Genomic DNA, 15,428 nt, shown 5'->3' on the forward strand with positions numbered 1-15,428 from the left:
CCAGCATGGCACCCAGGGCCCGCGAAGTGTCCCGGAGACGCCGGGATGACGAGGTGAGGTCCTGAAAGGACTGACGATTCGACGGGCGCCTCACAAGTTTGCGCCCGCCATGCACATCCTGAGGAAGGCATCCAATGTGGTTTGTGCGTCTTCGCCATCGCTCAGCACACCATTGCCCGTGGCCGCAGCCACAACCCCCGTCGCGGAGGTTCCAGTGGGCCACCCGCCTTCCACCAGGAGGTTGGGCATCACCATCGTGTGCTGCTGCTCCTTCGAGAGGACGCCAGCCGATCCAGACGCCACGTCGCCTGAAATTGCTCGTTTCACAAGATCGTCGAACGCCTCGAGGACGGGGATGGCGTTGGCTGTGCGCACGTAATAGACGCCGTCCGATGATCCGTACCCCTGATTGCCAGTGATGCGACCCGTCGCCTGGATGGCCCCGTTGCCGACGGCGCAGAAAATCGCCCTGTTCAGGGTGGCACCGGCCGTGCAGCTCTGCGCCGTGCTGGACAGGATGCCCCTCAGCTCCTCCAGAGCTTCCGCCTGCACACCGACGGCCAGTGCATAGCGTTCCTGATCCTCACCCACCCACCCCGGCACGCTGGCAAGGCTGGAACACGTGGCCTTCCTGCCCGCGACGGTCGCTGCCGAGGCACTCCACTTGAGTGAGTCCGCCTCCAGCGCATCGGGCACACCAGCATTCTCGGAAAGCTTGCCGTCGGCCTTGGAGCAGATGGAGCTCATCGCAGCCTTGGCCTGGTCCATCAGCGCGTTCGCCTTGTTCTGAAAGTCATCGGCAGCGGCTTGGTAGCCAAATCCATGCTTGAAAAATCTTGAGAGGTCGGTGAAAAAGCTGTCTGCCTCGGCCTGGTCAGCGTCGATGGCAGCCTTCACCGCACCTTCCAGTTCCGTCACCTTGCCACGCATCCTGGCGTGGTCGTAGGTGAGCAGGACGCTCGGGTCCGTGGTGGGTTCGCTCATCCGTGAATCCTCTCGGTGATCTGGACGTTCCTGACCACATCGATGACGTGCGCATCAGCTCGGCTGGTCATGTTCGTCCGCTGGGGTTGATTATGCCAAGAGCGGGGGCCACCGTCGACGCCAGGAACACTCCGGTCAGGACAGCGCAGCCTCAGCGAGGTTCACCATGGCTTCGCGGGGGGATGGCCTTGCACCGCCAGTCTCGTGCACCCGGGATTGTTGCGAGCCAAGGAGCCCAGTACAGGGAGACTCAGTCTTTCGGCTGGATGGATGGTGATCAGAGAACGGCGTAGATCGCTTCGGCGAAGGCTGCCACATCCTGGAGCGATGACTCCGCCGCGGTCCCCACGGTCAGCACGTGCTCAGCGCCCACCATCACGCACTCGATCTGGTCTGGCGTTGCCGTGGGATGCCCACAGACTGCCTGGCCCTGGTATGCGGGGTCGGCCAACAATTCCACTGCCCCCCGATAGCTCTCACGACCGAGGGTTATCGAGGCAAGCATCGAGACACCCGCAGCACGGTCAGCGTAGAAAACATCCCGTGACGCGGCATCCCCGCTCTCGGAGTCGAGCTCGAACGTCAACACCGTCTGCGGGAACTGGGGATCCGAAAGATCCTTGGGCGCGTCAAGATTTTTCGGTGGGAACGGCCCCCAGTCCATCTCCTCCACGTCGGAGGGCGTCGCACTGCCAGCGGGTGGACTGGCGGGGGTGGAGGTGATGGCAGGCGACGTCACCTCCTGCGACGGTGCCGGTGGATCGGGCGTCGTGCACCCCACCAGGAGGATGAGGACGCCGGCGACGGCGGCCATCGCCCTGGTGGTTCCCCAGCGGTGCTGACAGGACCCTCCACCCGGGTTCATGCTCACAGGTTGGCGCCTGCCAGGCACGCGTTGATGCGTGCCTCCACGTCCAGGTTGGCGTCGTCTCCTCCGCTGGTGACGCCCCCCTCCGTGTCGGCCGGAGAGGTCCCCGCCGCTGACGTGCCGGTGGGCCACGAGCCCTTGACGAGAAGGTTGGGCATGGTCTCGGTCTTGCGCACCTCGTGGGCCAGCGCGGTGGCAGATCCGTCGGCCACTTCCCCGTTCATGGCACGGCGGACCTGTTGCAGGAGAGCTTCCAGCACGGGGACGGCGCTGGCCGTGCGCAGATAGTACGAGTCGCCCGATGCCGCTGCATTCCACTGCACCGCTCCATGGGCCGCGATCGCAGCCTCCCCGATGGCGCAGAAGATGGCCCTGTTGAGCAGGGCTCCCGCCGTGCAGCTCTGCGCCGTGCTCACCATCACACCCTTGAGTTCCTTCAGGGCTGACTCCTGCACCAGAACGGCTGCGTCGTAATTCACCTTTGAATCCCCGGTCCACCCCGGTACGTCGCGCTGCTTGGCGCAGTCGAGTTCCTTCTGCGCAACCTTGCGCGCATCCGCCCTCCACTTCCTGGCGTCCTCCTCGAGTTGCTTGGGCACCAGTGCGTTGCTCTGCAACGGGCCGTCGCACTCAGCTTCGATGGCCTCCATCGCTGCCTTGGCGCGAGCCACCAGGGCGTTGCCCCTGTTGTGGAAGCTCTGCACCGCCTCGCCGTAGCCCAGGCCGTGCTTGAAGAGCAGCTTCACATCCGTGAGGAACTGCTCGCCCTCCGCGACATCCTGGGCGATCGCGTTGTCGAGGGAACCCCGCAGGGCCGTGACCTTCGCCCGCATCGTCGAGTACTCGTAGCCTTCAGCGCTGGTCATGCCCTGCCTCCCATGAAATCCGTTGTGACCCTGTGAATCCCCGTGCACGACAACGTCACGACACGCCCCGCCCCGGGTTGAGCATGGCCTCGAACGCCGTGACCAACAACTGGTGCTCGGTCTCGAGCCCGATGAGTTCCGCCTGGTCGTCGCCCACCGGCACCAGGCCTGCCCGCGCCTGACGCCACGCCCGCATGACGTGCGAGCGGATGACGGGCGCCTCAACTCCTGCCAGCCATTGCTGATCGAGCGATACCCGCGAAAGTCGTCCGGTCGCGCTGAGTTCCACGACGACGCCCTTGGAGCGCCCCGTCCGGGCACCCGACTCGGCAGCCGGACGTTGGGCGCGACGCTCCAACGCCTCATCCCAGCGCGCGTGCATGCCGTCGAACAGCACCTGAAAGGCGGCCACGGAACGGGCACTGACAGGCGGGAGCTGGGCGAAGTCCACGCCATCGAACCTGGGCGTCGGTCGCGGCTTCACCTCCGCCACCCGCATGTTCGCCATCATGATGGCAGCCGCGAAACACTCGTCCAGGCTGCGGCCCGCCAGCTTGCTGCGCCAGGAGGAGGAGATGCGAACGCGCGTCAGGTCGTCGCCCTCGAACCACAGCCGGACAATGCGATCAGGATCCCCGAATCCATCGTCGACGAGATCCTCGTCGAACTCGTCCTCCACCTCCAGATCGGAGTCAAGAACGGAGTCCGGTGCAAGCACTTCGTCGTCGCCGTCATCGTCTGCTGACCGCAAGCCCCACACCTCCTCAGACCCGGAATAAGAAACCACGCCCCAAGTATTGCAAGACGCGGGCTCAAACCCGACTTCTGCCCCGTGGGCACACCGGCCGCCGCGACGTCGCGCGGCGGCCTGCGGCTCAGCCCTGGCGCATGGCCACCCGGCTGCGGAACTGTGCCGGCGTCAGCTTCCGGCGTCGGGCCACGGAGGCCACCGACGCGATGAGCCCCACCACGGTGAACAACAGGAGGCCACCGATGAGTCCGGCGATGCCGGTGCCGTCAGCAATCCAGGTACGCACCAGCAGGAGACCGTTCTGCACAGGGGAGAACGAGGCGATCGCTCCGAAGATGGCGGGCGTCGCCGACGTCAGGCCCAACGCCACACTCAGCGCCAGCAGCAGCACGGAGATGCCCCGTCCAACCGTTCCCAGCCAGGCCGTCAGGGCGTGGTTGACGAGGGTGAACACCACACCGAGCCCGGCGAGCAGACCCATCAGCCCGAGCAGGCGACCCACCGGGAGCTCCAGCACCAGCCCGCCGATGAGACCGAACACCAGGCCGAGCACTGCGGTGATGAGGACGGGGGCGCCGACGGTACGGCCCCACAGTCCCGCGTTGGACGCGTTGGAAGTCAACACGTCGGAGGGGATGGATCGCGCCACGACGAACGAGGCGAGTGCCGCCAGCCACAGGATCGACACCAGGACGAGCGCCACCAGGGCGGCGCGGCCGCCGTCGATGAGGGAGTCGGACTGCTGCACGGGGCTGCTGACCACGGTGGACAGCTTCTCCCGCGCCTCCGGCGAGTACGTGGGTACCTGCTTGGCACCCTTTGCCAGTTCTGTGGCAAAGGTGCTGGTGCCCTCCGCGAGTTTGTCGGCCCCGTCGTCCAGCTGGACGATGCCGTCGGAGAGCTGCCGCATGCCCTTGGCTGCGGAGTCCACGCCGGCGGTGTACTGGGCGACGCCACTGGTGTAGTCCTCGACCCCACCTGCCAGTGTTGCGGCGCCGTCGCTGAGCTGGCTGGCGCCGGCCGCGAGCTGTGAGGAGCCAGTGGCAAGCTGCGACACGCCCGACGGCAACTGGGCCACCTGGGTGTTGAGCTGGTTGATGCCGCCCAGGAGCTGGGTGGAGCCATTTCCGAGCTGGTCGGCGTTGTCGACGAGCGGCTGGGCCTGGGTGACAAGAGTGTCGGCGCCGTCGGAGATCTTCTGCAGACCTGCGGACAGCGCTCCGAGCTGCTCCTTGGTCCCGGCCTCGATCTGTCCGGGGACCTGCCCGATGCCGTCGGCGAGATTCTTCGCGCCTGTCGCGAAGCCGCCGGTGTTCTCGGCCAGCGCCGCGGCGCCGCCCTTCAGGGAGGTGGTGGTCTGCGGGTCCGGGGTGTTGAGCGCCGCCGACGCAGTGCCCGTGCCTGCTTGGAAGCCGCCGTTGTAGGCCGCCTCCAGCATGCCGCAGGTGGTGGGGTCCACTCCCTCAGGGCACTGGAAGCTGGCCTGCTCCGGCGGGGCCACCTTGCCGGAGGCGAATGCCTGGAGCTGCTGGTCCACGGCGTTGATGCCACCGCTGATGCCCTTGGCGCCCTGATCGATCCGGGTGGCACCGACGGCGAGGTCACGGGAGCCTTTGACGAGCGGGTCGAACTGGGACGTGTCGGTGTCGACGGCGAGGCCGGCGATGACCTTGTCGATGCCGCCCTTGAGCTGCGACACACCCCCGATGGCCTGCTTGGTGCCGGCCGTGTAGCCGGGGATGGCGCCGAGCAACGGCTTGGCGCCGGTGGCCAACTGGTCCACGCCGTCGGCAAGCTTGGGAGCCTGCCCGGCGAACTCGGCCACGCCTGCGCTGAGCTGGGAGGCCCCGGTGGAGAGGTCGGAGGCACCCTGGGCCAGCGTGTCGGTGCCATCGGCAAGCTTGCCGCCGCCGTCGACGAGCGGCTGGGAGTTCGTGGAGAGCACGCCGAGCCCGTCAGAGAGCTGCGCAGCGCCGTCCGAGGTCTTGCCTGTGCCATCAGCCAGTTGCGTTGCGCCGTCGGACAGCTGCTGGGCGCCGTCGACGATGGTGGTGAACTGGTCAGCCACCTGGTTGAAGCCCACGTAGATGTTGTCGAGGTAGCTCTGCGTCAGTTGCGAGTTGATGGTGTCTGCGGCGAGTCGCGCAATCTCCTGCGCCACCGCGGAGTCGGTCACGGGCGAGTTGTCGGAGACCTGCACCGACACCGTCGCCTGGCGTGCCACGGCGGCGTCGTTGGCGCTGAACGACGTGGCGGCTGCCGAGAACTCCTTCGGGATGGTCACGACGGCGGCGTACTGACCGCTGGCCAGGCCATCCTTGGCGCTCTTGGCGTCGGCGAGTGTCCAACCGATGTTGTCGCCCTCGCGCTCCAGCATGGCCCCGGCGAGCTGGCGCCCCAACGGCACCGTCTGCCCGTCGAGTTCCACGGCCTCGTCGAGGTTGACGACGGCGGCGCTGACACGCTCGTCGCGGCCGTTGCCGCCGAGGGTGATGAGTGCCGCCACCGCCAGCAGCGGCACCAGGATCAGGGCGATCAGTGCGGACCAGCTGACGCGGTGGCCTGCGTGTGTGCTTTCGGGCCTCATACGGCACTCTCCTGCAGGTGTGTTTCGGCGACCGTCATGACGCCGTCGGGGTGGAAGTCTTCGAGGTGGGCGGCGCTGGTGGCGCACAGGAACAGCGCGAACGACCGCTCCGTGCGGGCCAGCGACACCAGTTGCGCCAGGGCGTCACGTTCGGCGGCGGAGCCCACGGCATCGACGGAGTCGACGACGATGGCCTCGCCTGTGCGCGGGATGATGGAGCGCAGGGCCTGCACGGTGTCACGCACGAGTGCCAGATCCAGGTGTGTGGTGCGTCGCCGCACCGTGGACGCGGACTCCGGCAGGAGCTCCCCCACCACGCGGGCACGGCCTGACGTGGTCTCCAACCGGCCCGTGAGCGCCATGGCGGCGCCGGTGCGCGGGCCCAGCGGGCCCACGATCCCGACGACGGCGCCGGCGGGGACAGACAGGTCGATGGGGTTGACGATGCCGTCAACCGCCAGACCCTCGGCGTGGACGATGTCATCGGTACCGGGCCAGTTGGCCATGGCGAGCTTCTGGGTGAGGACCTCGCCCTCCACGTCGAACGTCGGGAGAAGCTTGTCCAGCCACTTCGGCAGCCACCAGGCCTTGTCGCCCAGCAGTGCCATCACGGCGGGCACCAGCGTCATGCGCACCAGGAACGCGTCCACGGCCACACCGACGGCCAATGCGAAGGCGATCTGCTTGATGGGCCCGGCCCCCTCGGGGACGAAGAACGCGAACACCGAGAACATGATGACGGCGGCGGCCACCACCACGGGGCCGGATGCGACGAAGCCGTCACGGATGGCGTCGATGGCGCTCTTGCCGTGCACGTACTCCTCGCGCATGCGGCTCACGAGGAACACCTCGTAGTCCATGGCCAGGCCGAACAGGATGCCCATGACGAGGATGGGCAGGAAGCTGATGACCGGCATCGGCTCGTCGAGGTTGATGAGCTGGCGCATGAAGCCGTCGTTGAAGACCAGCGCTGTGGTGCCGAAGGCGGCGCCGACGCTGAAGAGGTAGCCGAGCGTGGCCTTGATGGGCACGGCCACGGACCGGAACACCGCCGTCAGCAGGATCAGGGACAGGCCCACCACCAGCAAACCGAACGGCAGCAGGGCCCCGGCGAGCTTGTCGGTGACGTCGATCTGCACGGCCGTGAAGCCTGTGACGGCGGTCTCGACGCCGTAGCGGTCTTCCCATTCGACCGTCTTGTCGCGGAGTCGCTGCACAAGGTCGGCGGTGGCCGGGTCGTCGGCGCCCGTGGTGGGGATGATCTGGATGAGCCCGGTATCAGCGTTCTGATTGGGGGTGGCCAGCGGGACGGAGGCGACGCCGTCGACCTTCTCGATGTCGGCCTTGAGCGAGCTCATGAGCCCCAGCGGGTCGGTGGAGCCGATGATGTCGGCCGTGATGATGAGGGGGCCGTTGAAGCCGGGACCGAAGTACTTGTCGACGAGGTCGTAGGCCGTGCGGTCCTGCGCGCCCACCTCGTGCTGCCCGGAGTTGGGCAGGGACAGCTGGAGGTCCATGGTGGGCACGCTCAGTCCGCCGAGGCCGAGCACCACCACGACGATGGTGATGATGGGGTGCTTGGTGGTGACGCCGACCCACCACGAGAACGCGCGGCCCTTCTGCTTCGGAGCCCGCGGCTCCTGGCCCTCGACGACCTTGCGTGGCTTGCGCACCCTGGGGCGCATCCGCTCGCCGAGTAGCCCCATGAGGGCGGGCAGCAGTGTGATGGCGATGACCACGGCGAACGCGACCGTCAGCGCGGCGAACACGCCCATGACCGTCAGGAAGGGAATGCCGGCTACACCGAGGCCCAGCAGCGCGATGAACACGGTCAGTCCCGCGAAGATGACGGCGGAGCCGGCGGTGCCGACGGCGCGGCCGGTGGACTCCTCGGCCTCCATCCCGTCGCGTAGTTGGTCGCGGTGGCGCGAGAGGATGAAGAGCGCGTAGTCGATGCCTACGGCGAGCCCCAGCATGACGGCCAGCAGCGGGGTGGTGGAGTTGATGGAGGCGAAGCTGGTGATGATCAGCATCAACGCCATGGCGACGCCGACACCGATGAGGGCCGTCAGGATCGGCAGCCCTGCCGCCACCAGCGATCCGAGCACCATGAACAACACCACGAGGGCGACGATGAGCCCGAGGCCCTCGACGATGCTGAGCGCGGGCAGTTCAATGTTGTACGCCTCGCCGCCCATGTGCACCTGGGACCCGGCGGGCAGTTCCGCCTGCAGGCGATCTGCCGCGTCGGTGATGTCCTTCAACTGCTCCGTCGTGGGTGCCCCGTCCACGTCCAGGGTGAGCTGCGCGATGGCCGCGGTGTCCGCGTCGTTGATGAGGCCGTTGACGAGCTTGTTCCACGGCGACGTCACGGATTCGACTGTGCCAAGCTTCGTGAAGTCGTCGAGGTGCGCCTCCACAGCAGTTTGCAGCGTGTTGATGTCGGTGCCCTCGGGGGCGATGATGATGGCCGTCGCGCTCAGCGCCGCACCCTCGGGGAAGGTCATGCGCAGCCGGTCAAGGGCCTCCTGGGACGAAGAGCCGGGGATCCGGAACTCGTCGTTGAAGTCGCCCATGACCAACGCGCCAGTGGTACCTGTGACAGCGAGGAGCGCCAGCCACAGGCCGATGACCTTCCAGCTATTGCGGTGGCACCAGCGGCCCAGGGCGTACAACTGTGCGGACATGAGCACCTCAAAGAGTTCGATACAGGAGTGAATGCAAAAGCATACAGTTGTGTATCGAGCATCCCAAACGCCGTGATCCGCCCCGATACGTTTCTGTATCGCAGATGATCTAGGCTCGGGCGAACCACCCCTCACCGCCGAAGGAACCATGACCGAGACAACACCGCGCCGAGAACTGACCCGACAGCGTCTCGTGGAGGCCGCCATCGACGAGTTCGCCGTGAGGGGGCTCGACGCCACCAGCGTCGAGCAGCTCTGCGAGGCGGCAGGCTTCTCACGCGGTGCCTTCTACTCCAACTTCGCCACGAAGGACGACCTCTGCGCCGCCATCATCGAGCACCACCGCGACCTGGTGATGGATGGCCTCGCGGCGGTCTTCGACCACCTGCCGCAGGACGCCGAGATCGAGTGGGTCACGGGCGCCGCCCTCGCGGAGTTCTTCCGGATCGTCGCGCCCACGGAGCACTTCCAGCGCACCCTCGTGGAGATCCGGCTGCGCTCCACACGTAGCCCTGAGCTCGCCCTGCGGCTCGCCAAAGTGGCCGACGAGGTCCGGCCGGGCATGCTGCGCTTCATCGACAACCTGGCGCTGCAGCTGGGGGTCGAGTTCAGGTTGACCACCGAGCAGCTGCTGGACGTGCTCGAGTCCCTGTTCTTCTATGACATGAACAGCGCCCGCACCGACGTCCGTGATTTGATCGGACCAGTCGCACTCGCGCTGTCCAAACCCAAGGAGGCATCCCGTGGCTGAGATCCATCGCCTGGTCACCGCCGGCAACCATGATCCGCAGGGTCCGCCGGTGCACGAGAACAACGTGTGGCTGGTGGGCGACGAGCGCGAAGTGCTGGTCATCGATCCCGCGCACGACGCACAGGCCGTCGCCGACGCCGTGGCGGGACGCAGCGTGGTGGCCGTCCTGCTGACGCATGGCCACTGGGACCACGTCCGCGCTGCTCGCGACTTCGCTGCACTCGTCGGCGATCCCACCATTCACCTGTCCCCGGAGGACCAGTTCCTGTGGGCCGACAGCCACGGTGATTCACCCTTCGAGCCGCTGCTGGAGGACAAGGTCTTTGACGTGGCGGGGACGCGACTGCGCGTCGTCGGCACCCCCGGCCACACCCCCGGCTCCATGAGTGTCTCCGCCCCCGACCTGCACGCCGTGTTCACCGGTGACACCCTCTTCCAGGGCGGCCCCGGCGCCACCCGGTGGGACTACTCCAGCTTCGAGCGGATCATCGCGTCAATCCAGAGCCAGTTGTTCACGCTGCCCGACGACACGGTCGTCCACACGGGCCACGGCCCGTCCACCTCCATCGGCGTCGAGGCCGCGCACCTGGCCGAATGGGTCGAGCGCGGCTGGTGATCAGGCACAGCGTCCTAGGATGAATCCCATGAGCGATAGGGACGAGCGGGCAGCCGACGCCCAACGGCGGGTGGAGATGGGCCAGCAGGCAGCGCGACGCGAGGCACAGGCAGCACAGGTGCTGATCGACGAGTTCGTGGCGACGGCTCTGGCCAATGGTCCAGCACCCGTGCCCCTGAAGGCCACCACACTCGACGGCCACGTCGTGAAGACCGACAAGACCGGCTGGTACCTGCGACAGAACCACTCCGTCGCCATCGACGTCGACGGTGGTTACCACACCCTCACGGTCCCCGGCGGGTGGATGGAACGCTTCAGGGGGGTGAAACTCCCCGGAACCCAGCCCTCGCTGGAGGTCGGGCGCGGCGGCCGCGACGGCGAGACCGGCTACCTTCGGGAGTTCCTCGCCTGGGTTCTGGCCGGCAGGGTGGCACAGGACTGACAAGTTCTCCCCAGAGTTGTCCACGTTGTGGAGAACTGTGCACTGACTCGCACCCCATGAGGGGCTTTCGCGGATAATCACGGCGTCGAACACGCCAGAACGTCAGAGTTCTCCACAGATCGCCGCCTTGACCTGCCATGTGGACCATTCGGAACGTACATTGCGTGGTTCAAGGGGGTGGGCAATGCTCCTCGACCACCAGCCAACGAAGGCTGACATCACGCCGCCGGCGTCGCCACGACCGGACGCAGTGCAGTTGCGGGCACGACGCAGCCCCCGCCTCATCGCCCTCGGGATCCTGTCGGTGGTACTGGGTGCGCTGGGCGCGGGCGCCCTGTACTCCATGAACACCCACAACGCCGACGTCGTCGTCATGACGCGCGACGTGGTCCGCGGAGACCGCATCCAGGCATCGGACCTCGCGGTGGTGAGCGTGCCCGCCGGGCTCACGATGGAGACCAGCAGCTCCGCGAAGATGGGCGAGATGGTGGGGCAGACGGCGCGCAGCGACCTGCCCGCCGGCTCCTTCCCTGTCGCACGCCATCTCGGCGAGGACCCCATCCCGGAGGGACGCTCACTCATCGGCATCCGCCTGACACCGGGACGGCTGCCGACGGCGGACCTGCCGCCGGGCACCCTCGTGCAACTCATCAGCCTGGCGGAGAACGACGACAGCGTGACGGATGCTGTCGTCGCGTCGTCACCGATTCTGCTTGACGACGGATCCGGGCACCTGCTGGACGTGACGGTCGCAGACGCTGCGGCGCCGAGCGTGGCCACGCTCGCGGCCACAGACCTTCTGGTGCTCATCGCTGTGGGGGAAGGCTGATGTCCACCATCGTGTGCGTGAGCGCCTCCGGTTCACCCGGGGTCACCACCACCGCGCTCGGCATGGCCCTGACCTGGTCCCGCGACGTCCTCCTGGCTGACTGCGACCGTGACCCCTCCCAGGCCATCCAGGCGGGATACCTGCGGGGGATGGACAACGGTGGCCGGGGATTGGCGGCGCTGGCCAGGCTCCACCGGGAGAACCGAGCTCTGGCCCCGGACCTCTGGCGCCACACCGTCCCGCTGGTGCAGTACGGCGACCTGCAGCGGAGGTTCCTCCCCGGATTCTCACAACCCGCCACCGTGCGCCTGTTCGACACTGTGTGGGCCGAGCTCGCGGACGCCTTCACTGCACTCGACGAGCAGGGGGTCGACGTGATCGTCGACGCCGGCCGCGTCGGGCGTGACGGGCTGCCGCTGCCGCTGATGGCACAGGCCGATGCCGTGTGCTTCCTCACCCGCACCAGCCTGCGGGCGCTGGCCGCAACGCGCCTCTACCTTCCGCTGGTGGCCGAGCAACTGGAAAGATTGCCCGGGTCCAGGGCTCTGGGACTCGTGCTGGTGGACCCCAACCAGCCGTACGCCGGGGGCGAGATCGCCGCGCAGTTCGGGACCCCGTGCTGGGCGGAGGTGGAGCGCAACGAAAAGCTTGCGGCGGTGCTGTCCGACGGTGCGCCCGAACCGAAACGGTTCACGGAGAGCTCGCTCATGAACCAGCTCCGGGCTGCAGGACTGAGGCTCCGTGAGCGCATCACGAACGCTGCAGAGCTGGAACGGGCCATCACGGCGAGAACCCCCGGACCGGCAAGGATTCCGGAACATGTCTAGCCCGGCGTCGCAGCTGCCCAGCCTCGGAGGAGCCTTCTCCACGCTTGCCGCCTCCGATTGGCACCCACCCTCCGCGCGCGCCCCCGAGACGGACTTCCCGACCCCGGCCTCCACCGTCACGGAGGTCGACTGGCACCTCGTGGTGTTCCTGCGCAGGATGGCTGCGGAGCAGATCGGTCTGGCCGGTGACCGCTGGCGCGACGAACGACACGCGCCCATGCCCCCGGAGGATCGTCGCGTCCAGGGCCGCTCCATCATCCGCTCGGTGGTGCATGCCCACGCTGAAAGGCTCAGCGACCAGGGGGAGGCACTGTGGCCGCTGGAACTGGAGAACCGCTACGCAGCGGCCGTCGAGAGCGCCATCTTCGGCTACGGCCGCCTCCAGCCACTGTTCGACATTCCCACGGCCGAGAACATCGAGATCCACGGCTGGGACTCGGTGATGGTCCAGCGCGGCGACGGGACCCGCACCTCCCACCACCCCGTCGCCGACTCCGACGAGGAGTTGGTGGACGCCATCCGGTTCCTGGCCGAGACCGCCACCCCGCCTCGCCCTTTCGACGACGCCCACCCCACCATGACGCTCGCGCTCGGCGACCGGTTCCGGTTGCACGCCATGGGGTTCGGCATCACGCATCGCCCCTCCATTGCCATTCGGCAACACATCCTGACGGATGTGACTCTCTCCGACCTCGCCGAGGACGGCATGCTCCCGCAAACCGTGGCGCGGCTCCTCCAGTCGGCGGTTCTGGCACGCAAGTCACTGGTGATCTCCGGCGACCAGGGTGCAGGAAAGACCACCCTGCTGCGCGCACTGATCGCCGCCATCCACCCCAGTGAACGCTTCGGCACCATCGAGACTGACTACGAACTCCTGACACACCTGCAGAAGGATCGCCACAACGTCGTCGCGCTGCAGGCCCGCATTGGTCTGGGGGAGAACGTCGCCGGCACCGAGGTCGGGTCCTGGAGTGTGGCTGACCTCATCCCCGAGGCGTTGCGGCAGAACCTGTCGCGCCTCATCGTCGGTGAGGTGCGGGGGGCGGAGGCAGGCGCCATGTTCGAAGCGATGCAGGCCGGCGCCGGCACTCTGTCGACGACGCACTCACATTCGGCGAGCTCCACCATCGACCGGCTCGCTGCCCGCGTCGCCCAAGGAGGGGTCCTGACAGTGGAAGAGGCCATGCGCCAGGTGGCCCAGAACATCCACCTCATCGTCCACGTGCAGTTGGAGGACAACGTGTGGCGCGGTGGTGCGCGTCGTCGCTTCGTGAGCGAGGTACGGCAGATGACGGGCGCCATCGAGAGTGGCCGGCCCACCACCCACCTTGTGTACCGCGCCGCCACGCCCACCCGCGCAGAGCTGTTCCAGCCGGAGGCGGAGATGGCCGCCGAGCTCTCCCGATTCGAGGTGGGAGCGCAATGGAACCCCTGATGGCCAGTTCGGTTGGGGCACTGATCGTGCTGGGGGTGCTCCTGATCACAGCAGGCGCCCGACGTTCGGTGCGGCCATTTCCCACAACCCCTTCCACAGGCCTGTGGAAACAGGTCCACCACCTGTGGACTGGCCGATCCCGAGCGGGACGCGCGTGGATGCTGGGATCCTTGGTGGCTGGCGTGGTGGTGGCGCTCACCACGGGATGGTTGATCGCGGTCTTCCTCGTCCCCGCCGCAGCCCTGGGTATCCCCGCGCTGCTGTCGGAGCCGCCGCAGCGGGAGATCGCGACGCTCGCCGGGCTGGACAGGTGGATCAGGCTCCTCGCACCGTCGATCGCCACGGGCAAGTCCATCCGCGACGCCATCCTGTCCACGCGCGGGCAGGTGCCTGAGGTTCTTCAGGAGCCCGTCAGCCGCCTCGTCGCACGAGTGGACCAGGGGTGGACCACCCGGGAAGCGTTACTGGGGATGGCGGACGACCTCTCCTCGGCGGACGCCGACGCAGTGCTTGCCGCGCTGGCCATTTCCGCCAGTCGCGGCGGTATCGGGTCCCGCACCACCCTGTCTGCTCTGGCGGACAACACGCAGGAGCGCCTCCACGTTCTGCGGGAGATTTCCTCGGAGCGAGCGAAGCCACGGGCCGTGGTGCGGCAGGTCACGGTGATCACGCTCGCGGTCCTCACCGGCTCCGTCCTGTTGGGTGGCAACTTCTTCGAGCCGTACCGGAGCCCACTGGGTCAGGCGCTGGCACTGGCTCTGGCGGCGGCCTATGTCGGCGCGCTCGGCGTGCTGCGACACCGGACCGTCCCCAGGCCAACCGCCCGCTTCCTCCGGGGGGCGCTGTGATGACCGGGTGGTCACTGATGGTGCTCTGCGGAACCGCGGTGGGGCTGGGGCTTTTCGGGATCGTGGTGGGCGCCACCCGGCGCACGGTGCGGCTGGTGGACGCGCTGGCGTTGCTTGACGGCCACCCGGCCCTGGTGGCCCCGGTGGCCACATCCGGGGGCACGGGACTGGAAGGGGCGGGCGGGTGGCTCCAGCGCAGACTCCGGCTCCCTGTCACGGCTCGCCAACAGCAACTGCTCCTGCTGCAGGACCGCACGGTGGCCGACTTCTTCGCAGAGAAGCTTGTCCTGGCCCTGGCCGGGCTCCTGCTCCCGGTGCTGTGGATGGTGCTGCAGGTTGCGGTGGGCACTCCCCCGGACATGCTGCCGCTGCTGTTCTCCGCAGCGGGAGGCGTACTCGGCTACTTCCTGGCGGACTGGCGCCTGGCCAGGTCCTCGCACCAGTTGCGCCGAACGACCACCGAGAGCATCCATACATTTTTCGACCTCGTGGCCCTGGAGCGGATGGCGAACGCCTCGGCCACCCAGTCCGTGGCCGCTGCGGCCTCCATCTCCGATGCACCGCTCTTCCGGCGCATCACCTCAGGTCTTGAACGTGCCCGCCTCGAACAGACGGCGCCCTGGCCGGAACTGCGACGCGTCGCCACTGAATGGAACGTCCCCGAGCTGGACGACTTCGCCGATGTGATGCAACTGGAGGAGCAGGGCGCGGCCCTTGCCGAGGTGCTCCAAGCCCGCGTCAGGGAACTCCGGGACGCACATCTGGCCGAGCAGCGCACCGCTGCACACTCCGACACCGAGTCGTTGACCCTGTGGATGACCCTGCCGGCGCTGCTGCTGGGTCTGGCGTTCATCATCCCGCCCCTGCTGCGGCTGACGACCCCATGAGACGGGCAGCCAGAACACGTATGTGGACAAGTGCGGTTACCGATCCGCGG

The 15,428-nt window shown here is 67.7% G+C and carries 14 protein-coding genes; 8 read left to right on the forward strand and 6 right to left on the reverse strand.

The genetic code is table 11. The features are described from left to right. Positions 1-90 precede the first annotated feature (90 nt). From EAX62_RS01785 to EAX62_RS01810, 6 genes are all read right to left on the reverse strand, one after another. Positions 91-984, reverse strand: coding sequence for a hypothetical protein (locus EAX62_RS01785; protein WP_121899960.1), 894 nt, complete (start codon positions 982-984; stop codon positions 91-93). 277 nt (positions 985-1,261) lie between these two features. Then, positions 1,262-1,849 carry a hypothetical protein gene (locus EAX62_RS01790; protein ID WP_147453970.1) on the reverse strand — a complete coding sequence of 196 codons (588 nt, stop codon included), beginning with the start codon at positions 1,847-1,849 and terminating at the stop codon, positions 1,262-1,264. A 2-nt stretch (positions 1,850-1,851) separates the two neighbouring features. Then, entirely contained in the window at positions 1,852-2,718 is an 867-nt protein-coding gene (locus EAX62_RS01795; protein WP_121899962.1) for a hypothetical protein, read from the reverse strand. A gap of 55 nt (positions 2,719-2,773) precedes the next feature. Further along, positions 2,774-3,469, reverse strand: a complete 696-nt coding sequence (locus EAX62_RS01800; RefSeq protein WP_147453971.1) for a hypothetical protein — start codon at positions 3,467-3,469, stop codon at positions 2,774-2,776. 124 nt (positions 3,470-3,593) lie between these two features. Then, positions 3,594-6,056 carry a YhgE/Pip domain-containing protein gene (locus tag EAX62_RS01805; RefSeq protein WP_121899964.1) on the reverse strand — a complete coding sequence of 821 codons (2,463 nt, stop codon included), beginning with the start codon at positions 6,054-6,056 and terminating at the stop codon, positions 3,594-3,596. Beyond that, a complete protein-coding gene (locus EAX62_RS01810; protein ID WP_121900943.1) occupies positions 6,053-8,743 on the reverse strand; it encodes an MMPL family transporter in 2,691 nt (896 codons plus the stop codon). The genes EAX62_RS01805 and EAX62_RS01810 overlap by 4 nt, the downstream gene beginning before the upstream one ends. 148 nt (positions 8,744-8,891) lie before the next feature. Here EAX62_RS01810 and EAX62_RS01815 point away from each other — a divergent pair, with 148 nt between their 5' ends. The 8 genes from EAX62_RS01815 (at position 8,892) to EAX62_RS01850 (ending at position 15,378) form a co-directional block, all read left to right on the forward strand. Beyond that, positions 8,892-9,494, forward strand: coding sequence for a TetR/AcrR family transcriptional regulator (locus tag EAX62_RS01815; RefSeq protein ID WP_121899965.1), 603 nt, complete (start codon positions 8,892-8,894; stop codon positions 9,492-9,494). Next, on the forward strand, positions 9,487-10,110 hold the full coding sequence (locus tag EAX62_RS01820; RefSeq protein WP_121899966.1) for an MBL fold metallo-hydrolase: 624 nt from the start codon (positions 9,487-9,489) through the stop codon (positions 10,108-10,110). Before EAX62_RS01815 ends, EAX62_RS01820 begins: the two co-directional genes overlap by 8 nt. Positions 10,111-10,129: 19 nt before the next feature. Beyond that, positions 10,130-10,552: a hypothetical protein gene (locus EAX62_RS01825; protein ID WP_121899967.1), complete on the forward strand. Its 423-nt coding sequence runs from the start codon at positions 10,130-10,132 to the stop codon at positions 10,550-10,552. 184 nt (positions 10,553-10,736) lie between these two features. After that, positions 10,737-11,381, forward strand: a complete 645-nt coding sequence (locus EAX62_RS01830) for an SAF domain-containing protein (protein WP_121899968.1) — start codon at positions 10,737-10,739, stop codon at positions 11,379-11,381. After that, positions 11,381-12,208 (forward strand): hypothetical protein, encoded by an 828-nt coding sequence (locus EAX62_RS01835; protein WP_121899969.1) that lies wholly within the window; start codon positions 11,381-11,383, stop codon positions 12,206-12,208. The genes EAX62_RS01830 and EAX62_RS01835 overlap by 1 nt, the downstream gene beginning before the upstream one ends. Next, positions 12,201-13,643 (forward strand): CpaF family protein, encoded by a 1,443-nt coding sequence (locus tag EAX62_RS01840; RefSeq protein WP_121899970.1) that lies wholly within the window; start codon positions 12,201-12,203, stop codon positions 13,641-13,643. Before EAX62_RS01835 ends, EAX62_RS01840 begins: the two co-directional genes overlap by 8 nt. A gap of 158 nt (positions 13,644-13,801) precedes the next feature. Further along, complete coding sequence (locus EAX62_RS01845; protein WP_158600460.1) at positions 13,802-14,491, forward strand: type II secretion system F family protein; 690 nt, start codon at positions 13,802-13,804, stop codon at positions 14,489-14,491. Continuing rightward, positions 14,491-15,378 (forward strand): hypothetical protein, encoded by an 888-nt coding sequence (locus tag EAX62_RS01850; RefSeq protein WP_147453972.1) that lies wholly within the window; start codon positions 14,491-14,493, stop codon positions 15,376-15,378. Before EAX62_RS01845 ends, EAX62_RS01850 begins: the two co-directional genes overlap by 1 nt. Positions 15,379-15,428 lie beyond the last annotated feature (50 nt).

The organism is Tessaracoccus antarcticus, from assembly GCF_003688855.1.
Taxonomy (GTDB): Bacteria; Actinomycetota; Actinomycetes; order Propionibacteriales; family Propionibacteriaceae; genus Arachnia; species Arachnia antarctica.

Excerpts from the sequence above, each read along its gene's own strand:
- EAX62_RS01835 (WP_121899969.1), top strand. The coding sequence starts at position 11,381 with ATGTCCACCATCGTGTGCGTGAGCGCCTCCGGTTCACCCGGGGTCACC.
- EAX62_RS01815 (WP_121899965.1), top strand. The coding sequence starts at position 8,892 with ATGACCGAGACAACACCGCGCCGAGAACTGACCCGACAGCGTCTCGTG.
- EAX62_RS01830 (WP_121899968.1), top strand. The coding sequence starts at position 10,737 with ATGCTCCTCGACCACCAGCCAACGAAGGCTGACATCACGCCGCCGGCG.
- EAX62_RS01805 (WP_121899964.1), bottom strand. The coding sequence starts at position 6,056 with ATGAGGCCCGAAAGCACACACGCAGGCCACCGCGTCAGCTGGTCCGCA.
- EAX62_RS01845 (WP_158600460.1), top strand. The coding sequence starts at position 13,802 with ATGCTGGGATCCTTGGTGGCTGGCGTGGTGGTGGCGCTCACCACGGGA.
- EAX62_RS01850 (WP_147453972.1), top strand. The coding sequence starts at position 14,491 with ATGACCGGGTGGTCACTGATGGTGCTCTGCGGAACCGCGGTGGGGCTG.
- EAX62_RS01790 (WP_147453970.1), bottom strand. The coding sequence starts at position 1,849 with ATGAACCCGGGTGGAGGGTCCTGTCAGCACCGCTGGGGAACCACCAGG.
- EAX62_RS01795 (WP_121899962.1), bottom strand. The coding sequence starts at position 2,718 with ATGACCAGCGCTGAAGGCTACGAGTACTCGACGATGCGGGCGAAGGTC.
- EAX62_RS01810 (WP_121900943.1), bottom strand. The coding sequence starts at position 8,743 with ATGTCCGCACAGTTGTACGCCCTGGGCCGCTGGTGCCACCGCAATAGC.
- EAX62_RS01840 (WP_121899970.1), top strand. The coding sequence starts at position 12,201 with ATGTCTAGCCCGGCGTCGCAGCTGCCCAGCCTCGGAGGAGCCTTCTCC.
- EAX62_RS01825 (WP_121899967.1), top strand. The coding sequence starts at position 10,130 with ATGAATCCCATGAGCGATAGGGACGAGCGGGCAGCCGACGCCCAACGG.
- EAX62_RS01785 (WP_121899960.1), bottom strand. The coding sequence starts at position 984 with ATGAGCGAACCCACCACGGACCCGAGCGTCCTGCTCACCTACGACCAC.